Annotated in this window: 12 protein-coding genes and 1 tRNA gene; 5 read left to right on the plus strand and 8 right to left on the minus strand. The window is 61.8% G+C overall.

Features of this window, described 5'->3' with window-relative positions:
• Positions 1–163: 163 nt before the first annotated feature.
• A complete protein-coding gene (locus tag ASD32_RS00520; protein ID WP_060635958.1) occupies positions 164–1045 on the plus strand; it encodes a LysR family transcriptional regulator in 882 nt (293 codons plus the stop codon).
• A 3-nt stretch (positions 1046–1048) separates the two neighbouring features.
• On the opposite strand, the gene bcsN is transcribed toward ASD32_RS00520, so the two are convergent.
• Genes bcsN through bcsA form a run of 4 tightly spaced genes read right to left on the minus strand, consistent with a single transcriptional unit; the run spans position 1049 to position 8754 of the window.
• The gene (bcsN, locus tag ASD32_RS00525; protein WP_060635959.1) at positions 1049–2041 is read right to left on the minus strand and encodes a cellulose biosynthesis protein BcsN; all 993 of its coding nucleotides are present in this window, start codon (positions 2039–2041) and stop codon (positions 1049–1051) included.
• Positions 2038–4122 carry a bacterial transcriptional activator domain-containing protein gene (locus ASD32_RS00530; RefSeq protein ID WP_162252616.1) on the minus strand — a complete coding sequence of 695 codons (2085 nt, stop codon included), beginning with the start codon at positions 4120–4122 and terminating at the stop codon, positions 2038–2040. Before ASD32_RS00530 ends, bcsN begins: the two co-directional genes overlap by 4 nt.
• Before the next feature lie 5 nt (positions 4123–4127).
• Positions 4128–6497 (minus strand): cellulose biosynthesis cyclic di-GMP-binding regulatory protein BcsB, encoded by a 2370-nt coding sequence (locus tag ASD32_RS00535; RefSeq protein WP_060635961.1) that lies wholly within the window; start codon positions 6495–6497, stop codon positions 4128–4130.
• Complete coding sequence (bcsA, locus tag ASD32_RS00540; RefSeq protein WP_060635962.1) at positions 6490–8754, minus strand: UDP-forming cellulose synthase catalytic subunit; 2265 nt, start codon at positions 8752–8754, stop codon at positions 6490–6492. Before bcsA ends, ASD32_RS00535 begins: the two co-directional genes overlap by 8 nt.
• A 250-nt stretch (positions 8755–9004) precedes the next feature.
• On the opposite strand from bcsA, the gene ASD32_RS30200 reads away from it, so the two are divergent.
• Positions 9005–9181 (plus strand): hypothetical protein, encoded by a 177-nt coding sequence (locus ASD32_RS30200; protein WP_200953531.1) that lies wholly within the window; start codon positions 9005–9007, stop codon positions 9179–9181.
• Between the two features lie 236 nt (positions 9182–9417).
• Here the strand turns inward: ASD32_RS30200 and ASD32_RS00545 are convergent.
• Both ASD32_RS00545 and ASD32_RS00550 read right to left on the minus strand, forming a co-directional pair.
• Positions 9418–9494: transfer RNA gene (locus ASD32_RS00545), tRNA-His, on the minus strand.
• A 186-nt stretch (positions 9495–9680) separates the two neighbouring features.
• Positions 9681–10130 carry a phasin gene (locus tag ASD32_RS00550; RefSeq protein ID WP_060635963.1) on the minus strand — a complete coding sequence of 150 codons (450 nt, stop codon included), beginning with the start codon at positions 10128–10130 and terminating at the stop codon, positions 9681–9683.
• Between the two features lie 250 nt (positions 10131–10380).
• Here ASD32_RS00550 and ASD32_RS00555 point away from each other — a divergent pair, with 250 nt between their 5' ends.
• Complete coding sequence (locus tag ASD32_RS00555; RefSeq protein WP_060635964.1) at positions 10381–14259, plus strand: PAS domain S-box protein; 3879 nt, start codon at positions 10381–10383, stop codon at positions 14257–14259.
• On the opposite strand, the gene ASD32_RS00560 is transcribed toward ASD32_RS00555, so the two are convergent.
• Complete coding sequence (locus ASD32_RS00560) at positions 14260–15300, minus strand: AraC family transcriptional regulator (protein ID WP_348270732.1); 1041 nt, start codon at positions 15298–15300, stop codon at positions 14260–14262.
• Between the two features lie 148 nt (positions 15301–15448).
• On the opposite strand from ASD32_RS00560, the gene ASD32_RS00565 reads away from it, so the two are divergent.
• A complete protein-coding gene (locus ASD32_RS00565; RefSeq protein ID WP_060635966.1) occupies positions 15449–16513 on the plus strand; it encodes an alpha/beta fold hydrolase in 1065 nt (354 codons plus the stop codon).
• A gap of 284 nt (positions 16514–16797) precedes the next feature.
• On the opposite strand, the gene ASD32_RS00570 is transcribed toward ASD32_RS00565, so the two are convergent.
• A complete protein-coding gene (locus ASD32_RS00570; RefSeq protein ID WP_060635967.1) occupies positions 16798–18750 on the minus strand; it encodes an acetoacetate--CoA ligase in 1953 nt (650 codons plus the stop codon).
• Positions 18751–18923: 173 nt separating this feature from the next.
• On the opposite strand from ASD32_RS00570, the gene ASD32_RS00575 reads away from it, so the two are divergent.
• Complete coding sequence (locus ASD32_RS00575) at positions 18924–20762, plus strand: AsmA-like C-terminal region-containing protein (RefSeq protein ID WP_060635968.1); 1839 nt, start codon at positions 18924–18926, stop codon at positions 20760–20762.
• Positions 20763–20880: the final 118 nt, after the last annotated feature.

A 20880-nucleotide genomic window follows, 5' to 3' on the forward strand; every position in this document is an offset into this window, starting at 1 on the left:
AGAAATTGATGCTCGATGTGAATTTTCTCTTCTCCCCAGCGGGGAGAAGGTGGCGCGTAGCGCCGGATGAGGGGGCCGCAGCCGCAGAGTTTGACGCGCCACCCCCTCATCGCCTCGCCATGCTCGGCACTTCTCCCCGCAGGGGAGAAGCGGAAATTGCACCATGAACTGGGATGACGTGCGCATGTTCCTGGCGGTGGCGCGCAGCGGCCAGATCCTGTCGGCCTCCAAGCGGCTGGGGGTCAATCATGCGACCTTGAGCCGCCGCGTCACGGCCCTGGAGGAATCGCTGAAAACCCGGCTCCTGATCCGCCGTACCAACGGCTGCGACCTGACGGCCGAGGGCGAGATCTTTTTGCATGCGGCCGAGCGGATGGAAACCGAGATGCTGGCGGCGCAGGCGCAGATCGGCCGGATCGACACCGCTGTTGCCGGGACCGTGCGGGTCGGTGCGCCCGATGGATTTGGGGTCTCGTTCCTTGCCCCGCGCCTTGGCAAGCTGACCGCCCGGTTTCCCGAATTGCGCATTCAGCTCGTGCCGGTGCCGCGCTCCTTTTCGCTGTCGCAGCGCGAAGCCGATATCGCCATCACCCTTGAGCGGCCGGAACAGGGCCGGCTGATCTCGTCGAAACTGACGGATTACACGCTGGGGCTCTATGCCTCAAAGGAATACCTGGCATCCTATGGCGCGCCTAAGAGCGTGGAGGACCTGAAGCGCCATCGCCGCATCGGCTATGTCGAGGACCTGATCTTCACCGCATCGCTGAATTTCACCGGCGAGGTGATGCGCAGCTGGGACGCCTCCTTCGAGATATCGAGTGCGACGGGCCAGACCGAGGCGGTGCGCTCCAGCGCCGGGATCGGCATCCTGCACAATTATATCGCGCGCCCATATCCCGAACTGATCCGCATCCTGCCCGGCACAACGATCCGGCGGGCCTACTGGACCACCTATCACGAAAGCGCCCGCGACCTCGTCCGCGTCCGCACCGTCGCCGATTTCCTGCAGGAGTTGGTGACGGAAGAACACGGTATCTTCATCTGAGCCCTATTGCGCTGCGGATGCGACGCTTGCAGGCAGCGGCACGAAGGAGGGCTTTGTTGCAGCTCTGGACACATCCGGCCGCATGCCATGCGGTTGCGTCTCTGCCGCAGCCATGCTCGCCGCCTCGCCCGGCATCGGGACTTTCACGGCATTCACGATGGTCTTTTCAGCCTTTTCAGCCTTTTCGGGCGCCTCGGCCCTCCCGGCCTGCACCACCACCTCTTCAGCGGCTGCGGGCCGTCTTGCCCGGCGCACGGGTGGGTCAATGTCCGTGACAGTTTCAGCGGATTGCACGTCTGCTTGAGCAAACGGGCTGACGAGAGGCGCCTGCGAAAACGCGGCCGGAGCGGCGGCATAGCCCAGAGCGCGCGCGTTATGCGCGGATGCCACATTGATCCGCAACCCTTGCATCATCGCGACGATCCGGTCGGCTGCGAGCGCGGGGCTGCAATAGCGCATGCGGATCTGCGCGGCAGCGGCCGCACCCAGCCGCCCGCCGTCATACGGATTGATGTTGCGCGCAAACTGCCACGCGTAAACACAGCTGCCGCCCTTGCCGATGCTGCCGGTCGCGTAGCCGAATACACCATAGGCATTGTCTGCGATCACCGGGCTGATCCGCATCTTGACGCCTGCGAGCGCGCTGCGCATCTCCGCCTCGACCTGCGACCGCGACGGCGCGCCGTTGCTGCGCTTGATCTTCGCGGACGAACCGGTGGTCACGCTCAGCATGTTCTCGCCGGCCAGGTCCGTCGCATTGGCGTAGACGATCGTCTGCTCTATATTTCCCTTGGTCCCCGTCTGGCGCACCGTCGTTGCGGCAAGGCCCGGAAGGGCGGCGAGTGCGTATTCGGCAGGAACGGTGGTGGCGAGCGACGGCCAGTTGCCCTCCACGGCTCCGGTCCGCAAAAAGGGATCGTCGACGACCGAAGTGCAAGAGGCGAGCATCGGGATCATGATCGCGATGGGGACGATTGTTGCAAGGGTTGTTTTCATCGGCCTGAATCCGTCTGGCTTGTGGCGACAAGGCCGCGTCTAACGCCGGCATCGGCGAGGTGATCGTTGAGGCGCTGGAACACCTGTTTGGCGAGCGGCTTGTTGCCGAGATGGTAATAGGCCCAGCCGCGCAGCTGGCTGAGATCGGCGGGTTCCGCCACCAGGCTTGCCCGCGCATTCAGCGCATCGAGCGTCATCTGGTATTGTTTGCGATCAAACGCGGCCCGGGCCCGCTGGAAGTAGATTTCCACCCGGATTTCCCGGTCGCGTCCGGCGCTGAGCGGATAGGCCCGGAGGATCGCCTCGGCATCATCAGTCAGGCGGCCACGCAGGAGCGTGAGCGCCGTCCCGTAGGCCGCATCGGCCTGCACCTGTCCGCCAGCGGTCAGGCCCTCGGCAAAGGCTGCGCGCGCCTCGGCCAGCCGGCCAAGGCCGAGATAGCACCAGCCGCCGATCTGCGCCGCATCCGCCGGGAGCTGGCCGCGGCTGCGCAAATCAGCCAGATCGTTGATGCAGGCAGCGTAGCGCTTGGCCTGGAAGTTGCGGACATAATTGGCCTGGATCACACCACGCGGCTTGATCACGGAAGCCGCCGCCCTGCCCTTCGGCGGCGATGCGGCGCGTATCTCGTTCCAGATATCGGGGTAAGCCGAACCGTATTTCTCCTGCAGCGCGGCAAATTCCGGCTTTTGCGACAGCCGCAAATAAGAGAGCGCCAGACCCTTGACGCGCGCCGGTGCCGCCTTCCATTCGACCGCCTTGCGGAACCAGGCGGAGGACGCTTCGTACTGCTTGGAATTATAGGCGTACCAGGCCAGAATTTCGGCGTGGTCGGCGTTCAGCGTCTGCAGGATCGTGGTCGAATAGGATGCGACGATCTTTTCGTCGATGACGGCCATATCCGGCTTGGCAAAGCGCAGGGAAAGCGCGTTCATCAGGAATTCCGGATCGCCGGACAGATCCTGCAGGTAGGTGGTCGCCACCTTGTAGGCTTCTTCCTCCAGGTTCTGGGCCGCAAGGCTGAGGTAAAGCCCCTTGGCATTGTCAGCATCTGCCTGGATCGCCAGCGCCTTGCCGAACCAGCCGCTGGCAACGGCCGGCTGCTTGATCTTCAGGTAATACCAGCCGAGCAACGCCATATCACCGGTCTTTGCAGGCGTCGCTGATTTTAGCGGTTCAAGCTGTTCGTCCGCCAGCGGCACGGTCTGTTTGTCATCGGCGTTGAAATCGGCGACCGTCTTGCGCATCAGATCGAAGGCAACCGGCTGCATACCTGCCTGCATCGCAGGCGTCACGGTGAGCTTCTGCATCACCGCCCGGACTTCGGCTGCCGGGAAATCGCGGATCGCCTTTTCGAGCGTCGTCACCAGCACCGCATCGGGCAGGCGCTTTTCGCCTTTGCGCAACAGGATGCCGCGATAGACATCTGCGAGCGGCTGTTTCATGCCCGCCTGCGCATAGGCATCGATCAGGGTCCAGAGCAGGTCCACTTCCGTTTCCGTCGCAGGGTCGATGCTGCCACCGGCCTGGATCACATCCGTCCAGTTTTTGTCCTTGGCGGCTTCCGTCATCAGCACGCGCTGCTTGCGGCGCGCCAGCTTTTGCGAGAAATCGGCTGTCGGCTGCCAGTCCGGCGTTTCGCTCTTGCGGCGGATGATCTCGGCGTCGATGCCGGTGAAATCGCTGCGGTCGTAAAGCTGCCATAGCCGCGTCTCGTCGACGCCACGGGCCGATTGCGGCAGGTAGAGGTCCTGCGGCATCTCGAATTGCGGGAACTTCATCCGCAGACGGGCTGCCTCGGCGGCGACCCGTTCGTCCTGTTTCTGTTCGGCGTAGTAATAAAGCGCTGCCATTTCGACCTCATCGGGCTGGCTCGCCTTAGCCTGCGATATCCTGGCCGCTTGTGCGGTGTCTGCTGCTGCAGGGTCGATCTGCCCGGCGGCGGCCGATGTCATGACGTCATCGATGATGCGGAAGGAGCCGGCGGCCTGCGTCAGCAATTTCGCCGAATCCTCGGAAAATGCCGCCGCTGGCAACAGCAGGCTCGAGGCTGCCAGAAGGGCGACCCAGTGTTTCTTCATGACGATCATTGATCCGACCTCACACCCTTGCGCGGAATGGCAAGGCCAAGCCACACGGCAAAAACACCCATCAAACCGGTGATGAGCAGAACGTAGAACTGGAAATTATCGGAGAACCAGGCGGCTGCCAGACGGCGGATGTTGCTGGGGCTCTGATCGGTCATTCCGGCGATGAAATGCGAGCCGGCAGGCAGAGTGTTGACGGCAAGGCTGGCGGTCTCGATTTCTGCCGAGCCGCCGCTCAAACCCTGCCAGACGGCGGGTTCGACAAGACGGCGCACACCAAGCGCCATATCGGCGGGAGACCCCGCATGAACCACGGTCCAGACGGCATCGCCTGTTGGCGAGGGTGTCTGCGTCAGGGTGAGCAGCGAATGTCCGGGCTTCAGCATGACGGTGGCGGCCGCCCCGTCTTGGTAGTTCAGCCATTTGCCAAAGCGTGCGCCGGCCCCGGAAAACCAGGTCTGCAGCTTTGAGGATACGGAGGCTTCGTCCTGCGGCCGCGTGGTGGATTTGCGGAACGCATCCAGGAGCGCCGAAGAATCATCGTCATCACCGGGCGTGGCACCGGCCACGAAAACAGTGTCGCTGGTCGCCGCCGTCCTGATCGGATCAACCCCGCCGGCTGTTGCCGTCGCCGGATGGAAGGCATCGATGGGGAACCCGCTCTTGCCGGCCGACCCAAGATCGGCAAAGGCGTTCTGCGTGGTGATCACCAGCGCATTGCGGTCTGCGGACGGGTTGGCAGCACCCAGGCGGATATCGGCATTCAGCGGATTGCGTGCGGCCAGCGCCAGGCGCGACAACATGGTAAGCGCGGCGCTCGCGGACTGCGCGTCCGGGCGCTCGACGACAATATCGAACGGCGCGCCATCGGCATAGGGATAGGCCGTTGCGGCCAGCGCCCCGATATCGGGAAGACGGCCGAGCCGGGCCAGTGCGGGGATTTCGATCCTTGTATCCTGCAGCAGGATGAACCGGGGGGTGGCATTGTCACGCATGTCCGGCGTGCAGGTCTCGTCCGCGCTGACCGGCAGTTCGGCCAGAAGCTCGACCTTGTTATTGCCCGGACGGAATGCCCGCAGCGGCAGTTCAATCAGCTTGCCGTCAAACTGTTCTCCGGCACTATTGCGGAAGGGATAGCTGGTGACGACGCGGTCATTGACACGCACCAGAAACTGCGCGCTGCGCTTCAGGCCCGGAGACGTCGCGGCGCTGAGCTTGAGGCCGATCGTGGCATAGTCGGCCGGGTAGAAATCCGCGGGCATCACCATGTTGAAACCGGTGCGCGACAGGCGGCCGGAAAACACCCGCGTCTCGTAGCCGGTATCGGCCAGCGTGAAGGACGTCGAAGCATCGGCGATGATCGTGCCCGAGCGGGTGGAGAAGATGCCGCTGTCGAGGCTATCCTTCAGCGGACCCTTGATCGCCTGCAACAACTGGCTGCTCAGATGGGCACGGGTCGCACCCCGCAGGCTGACGACGGCGCGGCCATCAGTCCCGGCATTGCGCACGGACAGGCCGTAAGGTGCAGCCTGATGATCGCCATCGCGGGTTTGGGCCCGCGTCCTGTCGGTTGAAACAAAGAGGTCGATGCCCGGGCCGGTGCCCGGTTTTTCGCCGACCGTGACAGCAATATCGTCCCTGTTCATGAACAGCGCCAGCGTTTGCAGAACGGGGGCCGCATCGTTCAACATCTCCGCAGTCGCCGCCTGCGGCAGGATCAGCCGGATATCGGTCACTTCAGCTTCGGTGCGGGCAACGGTCAAGAGATCGTCGAACGACTGGAAGCCCTGCTGTCTGATCGCTGCAAAACCGCTTGCGGTGGGATCGAGCTCGCTCCACAGCTCATAGGTCGCTTCCAGCGAGCAATCGACCCGATGAAACTGCCGGGCCCGCAGGACCACCTGGTTGCGGCCGGGTTTCAGGACATTGGCCGCGACCGGCAGCATCTCGCTTTTGAAACCGTTTGGCGAGGCGATCGGGAATGTGCCTGCGGCCCGGCCGTTGATTTCGACATCCATCACCGACGTGTCCGGTATAACGGAGACGGCATTGCGATAGGCAAGCGACAGCTGCCCGCCGCTTTCGGCCTGACCGGCTGACAGATTGAAACTTAGCCGCGCGACCGCATCCTCGCCCGACAGATGATAGGCTGGACGCGCCTGTTCGAACGGCACCAGGCCGCTCGCCTTGACCGCAGGGATGTCGGCCTCCAGCGCCCGCGTCGAGAGGATGCTTTCGCTTTCGCCGGGCAGGCTGCGCACGGCTACGGGTGCGGCATCCAACAGGCTCTGGGCTGAAAGCGGCAGCGTCTGCGAAAGGACGAGAGCAAGCGAAAGGCCGGCTGCGCGCGCGTAAAAAGGCTTAGCCATAGAGCTGCTCTCCCTTGAGAACCGGGGCATGATCGACGGTTTTGACGGTCAAAGGCACCTGGACGATCTTATTGTCGTTCAGCACCATCGGCGCATCTTCGAAGGACTGGACCACGCTTTCGCGGATCAGGCCTGCGCTATAGCGGATGGCGCGCAGCGATTCCGTCAGGCTCCAGAGCGCAAACCGGCTGGTGCCCCAGAAGAAGTTCTTGCGGACCTGGCGGCGCTCCAGGCGATCCTGCAGCACGGTCTGGTCGGAATACATCAGCTCGGCAATCGCCATCACCGTTTCCGGCGTGCGCTCGGAATAGGCAAAGCCGCAGATCGCCGTCTGGCCGAGCATACGCCGCGAGCGGTAGACCACGTTGAAGCTGATCGTCTGGCCGCCGCGCCGCACCTCGACCTTGGCCGTCGTCGGATTAATGAGGTCCAGCTTCGGTTCCTTATCGACGAATTCGATCGACACGCCGCCGCTCGAGGCATCCTGGACGATGACGTGATGGATGATCTCGCCGATATGCATCAGCGCATGGCGCTTGACCGGCAGGCGCTGGTTGCGGCGCAGTTCACGGCGCTCGGCAATGGCGCCAAGTGCTGCCCCGGCCAGGCCAAGATTGATCAGGTTCCACATGGCGACGATCAGCAGCAACTCGCTGGCGACCGGCTCCGTCAGCACGCGGTATCCGGAATAAAGCGCAGCGGCGAGCAGCAGGAAGAAGATGGCGAAATAGGGCTTTGCCAGCGGCGACAGCTTGCTCTTGTCCAGGGTCTGGCCCTTGGCGGTCACGTTGAAGGTCGGCTTGCGCGGATTGCGCACGACGCTGAGGATGCTGCCGAACAGGAAGACGGCCTGCACATATTCATAGAGCTCGGAAATCCACGGCCAGCGGACGCGGCCATAGAGATAGCTCTGCATTGCAAACGAGGAGATCAGATAGGTGACCGCATAGGAGGCGAATTCGAGGATATTGGCCTTGTAGATTTCCAGCGAGAAGAAAATGTAGAGCAGCGGCGAGAACATGAAGGCCAGCCGCGACAGCGGAAACAGCCAGAACATGTTGATGCCGGCATAGCAGATGCGCTGCGGGATCGAGAGGCCCTTGGCCAGGAACGGCCGCTTCAGGATCAGGATCTGCAGCATGCCCTGGCACCAGCGGGCGCGCTGGCCGATGAAGGAAACGAACGTCTCCGGCTGCAGGCCGGCAATCAGCGGCTTGTCGACATAGACCGAATGCCAGCCCTGGCAATGCAGCGACAGCGCCGTTTCGCAATCCTCGGTGATCGACTGGCCGGAAAACCCATCCGTGGTCATGAGCGCCTTGCGGCGCAACACGGCGGCCGAGCCGCAGAAGAACGAGGCATTCCACTTGTCGAGCCCGCGCTGCAGGATCGAATAGAACATCTCGTTTTCCGACGGCATGCGGGCAAAGGTCTGGAGGTTCTTTTCCAGCGGATCGGGATTGAGAAAATAATGCGGCGTCTGGACGAGGAAGAGCTTCTCGTCGTCCTTGAAGAACCCGACGGTTTCGCGCAGGAAACCGCGCACCGGGGCATGGTCGGCATCAAAGACGACGACCAGCTCGCCGCAGGATATTTTCAAACCCTCGTTGAGATTGCCGGCCTTGGCGTGATCGTTCTGCTTGCGGGCATGATAATGCACGCCCATGGCGGCGCAGAGCGCCTTCAGCTGCTCATGCCGGCGGATGGCGGCGACCGAAACATGCGGGTTCTTGTGGTTGCGCTTGGCCTCCGTGCCGCCGTCATCGAGCAAAAAGATGTTCAGCTTGTCCTTCGGATAGGCCATCGACTTGGCAGCCGCCAAGGTCACGGCCAAAAGCTCGGCATCCTCATTATAGCTTGGAATGAACACATCCACCGTCGGCAGATCGGCGGCAGCGCCCATGTCCGGCGTCTTGCGCTTGATCGGATCGATGACCATGAAGAAGCTGATCGCCAGCATCGCCAGGCAATACATCTCGGCGAGATAGAGCAGGAAGCCGGGGATGAAGTTCAGCGGCTCGGTCATATCCGGCAGCGTCTCGGTGGTGCGCCAGAAGCCGTAGCGAAGCGCGATAATGCCGGCAAAGACGAGCGTGACGACGCGGAAAGTGCTGTTGTCCGGCCGCGTCATGCCGATGAACATGATGCCGAGAACCGCGAATGACAGCATGAGCTGCGCCTGAAGGCTCATCGGCAGCAGAATAAGGAACAAGCCGAGAGCCCCGGCCGGAAATGCCAGATATTTTCCGCACGTCATGTGCCACCAACCCCATCGTCATTTTCAGCGGCGCATCATGCGTGCCGGTTCTACATCGAACAGGGCGAACGTAAGCGGCGAAGGGTCAACAGAATCCTAATTTGAGGCGCCGTGGACGGAAACGGTACAGGACTAGGTAAACACAAGGTTTACGCGCCGTTCCAAGATCTGAGGAGGGGCAGCTATTGCAACCGGAACGGAACATGCAGGCCGTCGTCGCGTTGATATCCCTGAAAACAGGAGACAACCAATGACCCTACCCCCCGACCCCATCCCTGGCCCTATTCCACCGAGCGAGCAACCCATCCCCGTCCAGGAACCCGAGCCCGACCGGCTGCCGGACGAAGAACCCTTGCCCAACCCGGACGAAAACCCGGAACCGCCGCAGCAGATGGGGCCGTTTGAGGCGATGAGGGATTTGACGTAGGGCTGGGGTTGCGATGGAGGTGTTTTGACTGAAGGGTGACACCCAATAAGGTGTTGCCGGTGTTATCGGCACCAACGCTCTTAGTGACCATTCGCTAGCAACTCTTAGGACTGTATGCTTTGTGAGGTGTGGGCCGTTTCAAGCATCCAGCCAATCATACCGCTGGAAAATGGCAATATCACATACGCCATCGACGGCATTATGTCATGAAATCAGATATTTGACTGTGGAAGAAATGGTACGGTTGGGGGGTCTCGAACCTCCGACCTCAGGTGCCACAAACCTGCGCTCTAACCAACTGAGCTACAACCGCACAAAACAAAGCTGACGAAACGGTGTCGCGTCGCGCTTTCCGGGTGAAATACGGGCAGTCCGTATTTTTTGCAAGCCATAACTTGCCTTCGATCGGAAAAAACCGGGAGATGTGAAAAAACCGGGTAAAACAATCACCCGGTTCCATTCATGATGCGGCGCAGGCGTAAGCCCGCGCCTGCGGATATCAGGTCTTCTTGAAGCTGGAGATGGCCTTTTCGGCGGCATCCTTGCTGGGCTTGGTCACGGTTTCGGCGACCTTGCGGGTGGCTTCCTGGATTGTCTTGGCCTGCTCGACGGCAAGCTCTGCCTGCTTGCGGATGAACGCGGTCTGCAGTTCGAACAGTTCGGAAACCGACTTGACGCCGAGCAGCGCTTCCAGATGCGACAGCGAGTTTTCGGCATTGGTGCGCAGCGCGTCGATCGCCTTCAGGCCAAGCTCGACCGAGCCGGACTGGGCGTTTTCGATGGTGGCTTCAACGGTCTTGGTTGCGTCTTCGGCGGCGGCCTTTATCTTGGAATAGGCTTCCTTGGACTGGGCGGCACCCTTTTCAGCGAAATCGCGGAAAGTTTCGGTGGCCTTGGCCGGGTCGAAGGCGGCAAGCGAAAAGACGTCATCGGTTTTCTTGGTAGCCATGATCTGCGCTCCTTGGTTTTGGGCCCTCTTTTGAGGCACCCGTCGTGTGATGATGGGTATATAGGCGATTTCGTTGTGCGTTGCAACATATTTGTGCAATGCAGCATTCATTAAAATCAGCTGCATTAACCTTGCGCCGCGAAAGGCCTGTGCGCCATAGTCAGCGCGCTGGACCCCTGGCACGCCTGCGTCTATTAATAGACTGTTAACAATCCCGTCCTCGTGGCGGTTGCGCAAACCAGGTTCGCTTATGCCCGCAAAATCCTATCCCTTTATCGACATTGCCGTTCATGAACGGGTGCGGGAGCATTTTGCCAAGGGTGATGCTGCGGTCCTTTTTTCGCCGGATATGAGCCAGGTTTTGTGGTCGAATGGCGAGGGCGCATTCCTGTTCGGCCTGCCGTCGATCTATGATTTCATCGATAGCGGCGCCAATCGCAACGATGCCGCCTATCGTCAGATGGAGGCTGCGGCCCGTCAGCTGAAGCGCAGCGGCGACAGCCGGACATTTTTGATGCGCATCGCATCCGGCTTCCAGCGCGCCTCCGTTGGCGCCTCCGTCGAAATGATCTCGGTCAGGCCCGGTGAAACCGCCATCCTGTTTGCCGCGCCGCGCAACGGCAAGCCGCTTGCCATTAACGACCGCGCCGCCCGGATGATCTCGGGCTTTGACGACCCCGATACGCATATGGCTGTGCTGGATGGCGACGGCGCCGTGCTCGCCGCCTCGCCGGGTTTTGCAGCGCTTTCCATGACCCCGCAGACCTGCCGTTCGCTGGTATCAGCCGTCACCCGCGACAGCGACTGGCTGCTCAAACGGCCGGTCCCGACCGGCAAGGGCCATCTTCCTGCCGCCATCGGCAAGCTCTCGGAACGGCCTGCCCTGCACCTTCTGTTTGCGGTCGAGACGATTCTGGGCAATCTCGATCCGGGCACGGATTTTGAGGACATCACCGGCAGCGATGACGCGCCGGTGGCGGCCGCAGCGGCCGTGACCGAAACAGCCGTTACCGAGCCCGTCATCAGCGAACCAGCAGCGCCACTGCTGTCACCGGCTACGCTGCCTGCCGATGTCATCGACGAGATCGCGCAGATCGAGGAAATCTCTGAGGACGATGACAGCGTCATTGAAGCCAATGATGACACGGCCGCAGATGCGCAGGAAGCACCCGTGGAAGACGCGGCGGATTCCGTCGAAACGGTGAGTGGTGAGATAACCCCGCGTCCGGACTTGCCGCTGGATACGCATGCTGAGCCTGCCGAATCCGGCGTTGCGGATCCGGACACGCTTGCGCAGGCCGATGCCGTCGAGGAACCCGCCGCCTTGCCGGTGGCCGATGAAGCGCTGTCTGCGGAAATCGGCGACAATACAATCGAGACCGGCGACACGGACGAGACCGAGCCGGCCGAGGCCCCGGATGTGTCTTCGCAGGACGGCGTTGCGCCGGATGAAACGGTTTCGGCTGAGCTTGCCCAGGACGATGCGGCAGCTGAAACGGCTGAGGATACTGTGGCAGATGGCGATATCGCCGCCGTCATTCCTGCAGATATTCCCCCTGCGCAGACCATGGCCGATGAAGTCCCGGAACCTCACGGTTTCGTCTTCAACCCCAATAGCCGCGCGGTGCGTTTCGTCTGGAAGATCGATGCGGATGGGCGGTTCAGCGAGATTTCCGAGGAATTCGCCACCGCCGTCGGACCGAATTCGGCCGATATTACCGGCCAGAGTTTTAGCGAACTGGCCGATCGCTATCACCTCGACCCCGGCAATACGATCAGCGAGCTTTTGAAGCGGCGCGACACCTGGTCGGGCAAGACGATCTACTGGCCGGTGGAAGGCACAAGCCTGCAGGTTCCCGTCGATCTCGCTGCCCTTCCGACCTATTCGCGCAACCGCGAATTTGATGGTTTCCGTGGTTTCGGGATCGTACGCGTCGCCGATACCGCCGAGGACGACAAGGCCATAGGTCTGAGTTTTGGTGCGCAGCAGGGCGTTGTCAACGATCTTGACGACGGCCTGGAAGGTGCTGCGGACGATCTGGCTTTGGATAGTCACGAGGAAATGGCGGACGATATTGCCGCTCCAGAAGGAGAGGACGCCCCGGCTGCGGAGCCTGCGGAAACTGCGGGCGAACCGGCTAACACTGCGCAAGCTGCATCCGAACCGGCCCAGCCCAGTGAGAGCGTGGCCGAACCCGGCGAAGGCGTGGCCGCGACCGGTGATGACGTGACTACCGCTGGCGAGGCCGACGATCCCTTCCGTGGCGAGCGTCCGGCGCTGAAACTGGTCCAGACGGCGGGGCGGCGCGCATCCGACAAGATCGTGCAGCTCGACAATCACCGTCCAGCCAGCGAACCCTTGAGCCGCAGCGAACAGGCCGCATTCCGCGAAATCGCCCGTCAACTCGGCGAGAATTTCGGCAAGCGTCCCAACGAAACTTTGGCCGCTCCGGAGGCGCCCGCAGCTGAAGATCCGCGTGCGGATGATGTTTCCCCCGCCATCGAGGCAACAGGTGAGGATGATCTCGCCTTTGGCGACGATCGCGCTGATAGCGATGAGATCGTGGCCCCGGCCATCGAAGAGGTCCAGCCCCCCGCTCCGATCGTTCCGGCCCGCACCAGCGGCAGCAGCAGCCTGACGCCGGAAATCCTCGACAATCTCCCGCTCGCGCTTCTGGTTCATAGCGGCGACGATCTGTTCCATGCCAATTCCGAATTCCTGGCACTGACGGGCTATGGCGATCTCGATGAACTGCGCGACGAAGGCGGCATCGATGCGCTTTTTGCGAGCGACGAGGATGATCTGTTCGATCTGCCGGAGGGCACGATGATGCTGATCCGCAATGACGGCCAGCTCGTGCCCGTCTCCGCGCGGCTCCAGTCGATCCGCTGGGAAGACAAGAACGCGCTGATGATGGCGGTCTCAGGAGCAGGAACGGCGCCAGCGCCCGTGGTTGCGCAGCCCGCCGCAATTTCCGAAGAGCCGGCGGAAGCACCGGAAGTGCGGGCGCTGCGCATGGAAGCGGAAGAGCTGCATTCCATTCTCGAGACGGCAACGGACGGTGTCGTGGTTGTCGGTGCCGAGGGCGAAATCCGCTCCGTCAACCGCTCGGCCAGCGCCCTGTTCAATTATGACGAGGGCGAAGTTCGCGGCAAACCCTTTGCCATGCTGTTTGCACATGAGAGCCAGAAGGCGGTTCTCGATTACCTCGCCGGTCTTTCCGGCCATGGCGTCGCCAGCGTGCTCAACGATGGCCGCGAAGTGATCGGCCGCGAGGCGTCCGGCGGATTCATTCCGCTGTTCATGACCATGGGGCGCCTCTCCTCCTCCAACGGTTTCTGCGCCGTCATCCGCGACATTACCCAGTGGAAACGCACGGAAGAGGAGTTGCGCAACGCCAAGCGCGCCGCCGAAACGGCCAATGCCCATAAGAGCGATTTCCTCGCCCGTGTCAGCCACGAAATCCGCACGCCGCTCAATGCGATCATCGGCTTTTCCGACATGATGGCGAGCGAGCATTTCGGGCCGATCGGCAATCCGCGCTATGTCGAATATGCCGGCGATATCGGCCGCTCAGGACGTCATGTGCTCGACATCGTCAACGATCTCCTGGATATTTCCAAGATCGAAGCGGGCGAAATGGATCTCGAATTCACCGCCGTCGAAATCAACGATGCGGTCTCCGAGGCCGTATCCCTGGTGCAGCCGCAGGCCAACAGCCAGCGGGTGATCATCCGCACCTCGTTGTCGGGCTCTGTCCCCAATGTCGTCGCCGATAACCGCTCGATCAAGCAGATCGCGCTGAACATCCTGTCGAATGCCATCCGTTTCACGCCATCGGGCGGCCAGATCGTCGTTTCGACGGCCTATGAGGCAAATGGCAGCGTCATCCTGCGCATCCGCGACACCGGCGTCGGCATGACCCGCACCGAGCTTGAGCAGGCAATGAAGCCATTCCGGCAAGTAACAACGGGCGCACGCAAACGCGGCGACGGCACCGGCCTTGGCCTGCCGCTGACCAAGGCGATGGCCGAAGCCAACCGGGCGCAATTCTCGATCAACTCGGCCCCCAACGAGGGAACGCTGGTGGAGATCTCCTTCCCGTCGCAGCGCGTTCTCGCCAACTGATCAGCCAGACGGCAGTCCGCTGCCGGAGGATCGCGGTTGCCGGTTCTCAGCGCGCCAGGACATGGGGCTTAAGGATGTCACCCGCCGGAACTCGCGGTTGAAGTTGGATTTCGTCTGGAAGCCGCATTCGAACATGGCGGAGGTCACCGGCATATCGGTCTCGCGCAGCAGGCGGCAAGCTTCGGCGATGCGAAAATCATTGATATATTGCGAGACATTCTTGCCTGCCAGCCGGTTGACCGCGCCGGAAATCTGACGGGCCGGGAGGCCTGCGCGCCGCGCCAGCCGCGACAAGGTCAGGTTTTCGTCGCGCGACAATTTCTGCTCCTTGAGCAGGCGATCGACCCGCTCCAAAACCTCGCGATCCTGCGCTGCCTGCGATGGGAGAGGATCGCTATTGAGGACCGGAGCCGGACCTGCCCGCTCGCGGGCGGCGACCAGCGCAGTCACACCCATGAGAAACAGCCCGAACAGGTTGGCATTGCCGACAATCAGCCCCGTGTTCTTCCCCTTGCTCCATTCGAAATCCAGAAGAACGGCAAGGTCGAACAGGGCCGACAGGCAAAGGGCAGCGGCCGCGACGAACAAGGCGCGATGCGCCGCGAACGCGCCTTCGAGACGGGCCTCGTCCAGGCCGTCCGTGCCGCTGCGGGCGAGATCGAGAAGCGCCAGCGCATATCCGACGAACAGCACAAACAGCGCAATGTCGATCAGTGCCGGCGCCAGAAGCATCAGCGAAAGGATGACAAGCGGCGGGGCGGCGTTAAGCCAGCTGATCCTGTCTGTGCCTGTCTCCTCACTGTGGATCAGGCTGCGGAACGTCACCCAGACAAGAGGCGGCAGGCCGCTTGCGAAAATGGGCAGGACATATCGCAATTCCCTGATGTCATAGCCCCAGCGCAAGCCGACGGCGATCGACTGCACGGCACATAGGCCCACCAGAGCAAGGAATGGCCGGTTGCCCTTTGAGGGCTCCGCGCCGTGCAGCATCACGGCAAGCAGGATCAGAAGCAGCAACGCGACAACGAACGGCAGGGGCACGAAGATCAAGGCGGGTCCTTTGAGTGGCAATCAGCGGACGATGGTGGCCCAAATCGCGATTCGGGACGACCTCAATCGTGATCTAGGAAGCGGCCACGTCATGCAACAGGGATGATGCGCGGGTTCCTCCCAACCAAGCGAGATCGTCATGAACCGTTTTCAAGCTCTTTGCGCCCTCATCCTTCCCATCACATTCGCCGTTCCCTGCCAGGCCGCCGAAGTCGGCATGCGCCAGATCAGCGTGGCCGCGCCTGAGCGCGGACGCGACCTTGCCGTAACGGTCTGGTATCCTGCTGAGGCCAGCGGTGAGCCCACTCTTTCCGGTGACAACAAAATCTTCAAGGGCGCACCCGCCTTTCGCGATGCGCCGCTCATCAAAGGGAATTTTCCGCTCGTGGTGATGTCGCATGGCTCGGGCGGCCGGGTCGAAGCCATGGCCTGGCTGGCGGGCGAACTCGCCAAAGCCGGTTTCGTCGTTGCAGGGCCCAATCATCCCGGCACGACCAGCGGCGACTCGACCCCGGCCGAGACACCAAAACTCTGGGAACGCACGCAGGACCTCTCTGCAGTGATCGACGCTTTGACGACGGATACGCGTTGGAGCGGTGCGATCGACGCTGCCCGCATCGGCGTCGTCGGCTTCTCGCTGGGAGGCGCCGCCGCCATGGAGATCGCTGGCGCCCGGGCCAGCCTGGATGCCTATGCGCGCTATTGCGATGCCTACACGAAATGGGATTGCGCCTGGTATTCAGGCGGAAAGGGCTATGTCAACGACGAGCCGGTCAAGGTCGATAAGGTTGATCTGCGCAGCATCGACAAGGCCCGCTTCGAGCGGTCAAACCTTGATCGCCGCGTTCAAGCCGCTGTTCTCGTCGATCCCGGCCTGGCGCAGGCTTACGAAGCGGAAAGCCTGAAAGAGATCGTAATCCCGATGACCTTCATCAATCTGGGCAGTAGCGGCACAATCCCCACGGCTGTGATCGCCGACAAACTGGCAAAGCTGCCGCCACACGGTTCCTATTCGACGGTCGCCGGTGCCGATCATTTCAGCTTCCTGCCGGAATGCAAGCCGGGTGCGGTAGACATGCTGGTGAAGTTCGGGGAGGTCGATCCGATCTGCACGGAGAGCACCCGGTCACGGGCGGATATTCATGGCGAACTTACGGGGCTGGTGCTGCAGGCATTGCAGAAAACGCTCAAAGAGCATCCGTGACGTGGTATCCCCACGCATCCAAACAGCAGACAAAAAAAGAGGCAGCTTCAAAGCTGCCTCGATAAGTTGAATGCTAAAAACAGGTGCTCGAGAGGTAATGACATCATGTCTGCGCAGGCATCTCAGCCAAAGCCAACCCACATCGGCTGGCCTCAAGTTGAGATCACCATGCGCCGCCATTCGTAAACAAAACCTTTCCAGCAGACCTGTCAATTTTAAGGATCGGCCCGGAAGACGTAAGGTTTGGTTAATTCCGGTGATTAGAAATCGTTAACGCGGCGGCGTCAGTTTCCAAGCTCCGGCAAATTGCCATAGAGATCGAGCGCTTCTGGATTGGCCAGCGCCTCCTTGTTCTTGACGGGGCGGCCATGCACGACTTCGCGCACGGCGAGTTCGACGATCTTGCCGGATTTGGTGCGCGGGATATCGGCAACGGCGATGATCTTGGCGGGGACGTGACGCGGCGAGGCACCGCTGCGGATGCGCGCCTTGATCGCCTTCACCAGATCCTCGCTCAAGGTAACTCCGGTGGCCAGCCGCACGAACAGGATGACGCGGACATCGTCATCCCAGTCCTGACCGATGCAGATGGCCTCTGCCACCTCGTCCATCTGCTCGACCTGATTGTAGATTTCGGCAGTGCCGATGCGCACGCCGCCCGGGTTGAGCGTCGCGTCCGAACGGCCATGGATGATAATGCCGCCATGTTCCGTCCATTCGGCAAAATCGCCATGGCACCAGATATTGTCGAAGCGCTCGAAATAGGCCGCCTTGTACTTGGCGCTCTGCGGGTCGTTCCAGAACATCACCGGCATCGAGGGAAAGGCACTGGTGCAGACGAGCTCGCCCTTTTCCTGACGCACCGGCTGGCCGTCGTCGTTCCAGACGTCCATGGCAAGGCCAAGCCCCGGCCCCTGGATTTCGCCGCGCCAGACGGGTTTCAGCGGATTGCCGAGCACGAAACAGGAAACGATATCGGTTCCGCCGGAAATCGAGGCCAGCTGGATATCCGGCTTGATGCCGTCATAAACGAAGGAAAAGCCCTCCGGCGACAGCGGTGAGCCGGTCGAGGTCATCAGCCGCAGCGCTGAGAGGTCATGGGTCGATACCGGCGTGAAGCCGCCCTTGCGCACCGCATCGATATATTTTGCCGAAGTGCCGAAGATGGAAAACTGCTCATCGCGGGCATAGTCGAACAGGACATTGCCATCGGGATGGAACGGCGAGCCGTCGAACAGGCAGAGCGTTGCCCCAAACGCGAGCCCGGAAACCAGCCAGTTCCACATCATCCAGCCGCAGGTGGTGAAATAGAAGAGCTTTTCACCCTCACGCAAGCCGCAATGGAAGCGATGCTCCTTCAGGTGCTGCAGCAGCGTGCCACCGGCCGAATGGACGATGCATTTGGGAACGCCCGTCGTGCCCGAGGAAAAGAGAATATAGAGCGGATGCGCGAATGGCAGGGCCGCAAACTCGATGTCGCGCGCTTCAAACGGGTCGATGAAACCCGCCAGCGTCTGGCCCTTGTCCAGCGATCCGGCGAGCGTTTCAGCATCGCCGGCATAGGGGATGACCAGGACGGGTACGCCGAGTTTGCCGGCGACCGCCTGGACCTTTGCGGCGACATCCTGCCGCTTGCCGGCGTACCAATAGCCATCGCAGGCGATGAACAGCTTTGGCTCGATCTGGCCGAAGCGATCAAGCACGCCCTGTTCGCCGAAATCGGGGGAGCAGGACGACCAGATCGCGCCGATCGAGGCTGTGGCCAGCATCAGGGCAATGGTTTCCGGCATGTTCGGCATCATCGCGGCAACGCGGTCGCCCTTGCCGACCCCTTGCGCCTTCAAGGCTTGCTGCAGCCGCGACACCAGCGCGCGCAGCTCGTCAAAGGACATACGCGACTGCACCTTGTCCTCGCCCCGGAACAGCAGCGCATCACCGCTGCCGGTATGACGCAGAAGATTTTCGGCGAAATTAAGCGTAGCATCGGGAAAGAACCGCGCCTCCAGCATCACGTCGCCATGGATCAGCGCGCGGCCGCCGCGCTCGCCGATAACGCCGCAATGATCCCAGACCGCCGTCCAGAAATCGGCGCGTTCGGTGATCGACCAGTCATGAAACGCGTCATAATCAGCAAAGGTCTTGGAAAAGCGCTGTCCGCACCAGTCGATGAATGCCTTCATCGGCGTCTGTTCGATGAATTCTTCCGACGGTATCCACAGGGGCCGATCTGACTGCATATTTTCCTCCGCTTCCCAAGCCAGCCTCTATATCATGCTGCGACGCAAGATAAACAGGCCGCGCCAATGTTGGCTGTGGCAGTTGCGACATTTTGCGTGTCAACCGTTTGATTTCTGAGTGCCGAACGCCTATCCAGAGGCCATCAAACCGATTGAAAGTGCCCCGGACGGCCATGAGGCAATTCTTCACCATCGCCAGCAGAAAAATCGGATGGCAGAGAATTTTTCTGTCGCGCACCGTCGCGTGGCTGCTCGTCGGAGCGGTTATCCTCACGGCCCTGTTCAAATTCGCGCTGCCGATGTTCATCTCCACGGCCAGCGTCAAGACCAACATGGAAAATGTGCTGTCGTCTTGGACAGGGGCACGGGCCAGTATCGTCGGTGATCCGCAGTTCAGCTTCTGGCCGCATCCGGTGCTGACGCTCCGCAATGTCACCTTTACGGGTGGCGACGCGGCGGCACCGGAACTTCTGGCGAAAGCGGACGCGATTGCCGCCGGCTTCGACATGCTGGCTGCCCTGCGCGGCACACCGGTCTTTTACGATTTCCATCTCGTCAATCCGGTCTTCAAGGTGGAGCGGCGGGTCGATGGCACGTTCAACTGGCGCCGCGCCGGCTGGATGGCCGATGCCATCGCAGATGCGTCCGGCAAGACGGCATCTCAAGCCCGCAACACGCCGATCGGCGATATCGAGATCGTCAACGGCACGCTGGAACTGACCGACCGTGTGACGGCGAGCACCCACCGCGTCAGCACCATAACCGGCTCCGTGCAATGGCGCACCCCGACCACGCGGATGAATGCCAGCCTGTCGGCGCTGATCAACGGCGAAAAGGTTCAGGGCACGATTGCCTGCGATCAACCTCTGCTGCTGCTTTCCGGCCAGAACAGCACGTTCCAGGCGTCGTTCAATTCCACACCGCTGAGCTTTAGCTTCGACGGCAATGGCAATGCGTCCAGCCGTCCGTTTGCAGCCGGGCAGCTCCAGCTGAAGGCAAAATCGCTTGGGGCGCTTCTCGCCTGGATCAAAGACGTGCCGCAGCCGGTTTCCGCCAGCGGATCGGTCAGCATCGACACCAGCGTCACCATGTCGGCGCAGGGAATGAAGATGGACAGCCTGTCTTTGTCCCTGGACGATTCCGACGCGACCGGCGTGCTCGGCATTGCCTGGGACCCACAGCGCACGTCGCGCATCGACGGCACACTTGCGTTCGACCGGCTGGATCTGACACCGCTTCTCGCCTCGGTCTTCCCGCTTGCGCCGGAACCCAACACGCAGACCGAGCCGGAAACGGCATTGCTCAAGCGGATCAGCGTCGATCTGCGCCTTTCGGCGCAGGAGATCATCTATGGGGCCGCCGCCGTCACCGATGCCGCTGCCGGGATCATGGTGGAAAACGGCCGTGCATCGATCGATATCGGCGATGGCACCTTTGCCGATGGCGCGCTCAGCGGCCGCATCGCGCTTGCCAATGATGGTGCAGCCGGCGGGCAGATACAGCTGGCGTTGAAGAATGCGGATCTGGCGCCCGTCGCCGCAAGCCTCGGCCTTGCCGGGCCTTTGCCGCTCGGCCGGGGCATTTTAAGCCTCGATCTGTCGACCACCGAACCGCTGTCGAAAATGACGGCGGACGGAATGTCCGGCGAACTTCGCTATGCGGCAAACAATGGCAGCGTGGTGAATTTCGACCTGCCGGAATTCGAGCGGCTTGCCGCTTTGGGCCAGGCCTTCAACATCAGCCATGCCACCAATGGGTCGTTTGCTTTCACGAGTGCAGATATCGTGGCGCGCTTGCGTCAAGGCGTGGTCGAACTGGCCACGGCCGATATCGTCGGCGAAGGAAAAACCGTGTCTCTGGCCGGCACCCTTCCTTTCACGAAAGGCAAACTGGCGCTGACCGGCGCCATCCGGGCAGACGGACGTGAAACGCCTTCCATCCGCTTCTTTGCCGATGGCGCCTGGCCAAACCCGGTCGTTTCGCCCCTGCCTGTGGCGCCTGCCCAGCCGTAACAGCGACGCGCCTTTTCTCGCTGTCCCGGCCAGGGCTATTGCCTATGGAATGAGGGGCCAGCCACGGTCTCCCCCTTCTCCCCAGCGGGGAGAAGTGCCGAGCGGATGCGAGGCGATG

This window comes from Rhizobium sp. Root483D2 (assembly GCF_001426685.1).
Taxonomy (GTDB): Bacteria; Pseudomonadota; Alphaproteobacteria; order Rhizobiales; family Rhizobiaceae; genus Pararhizobium; species Pararhizobium qamdonense.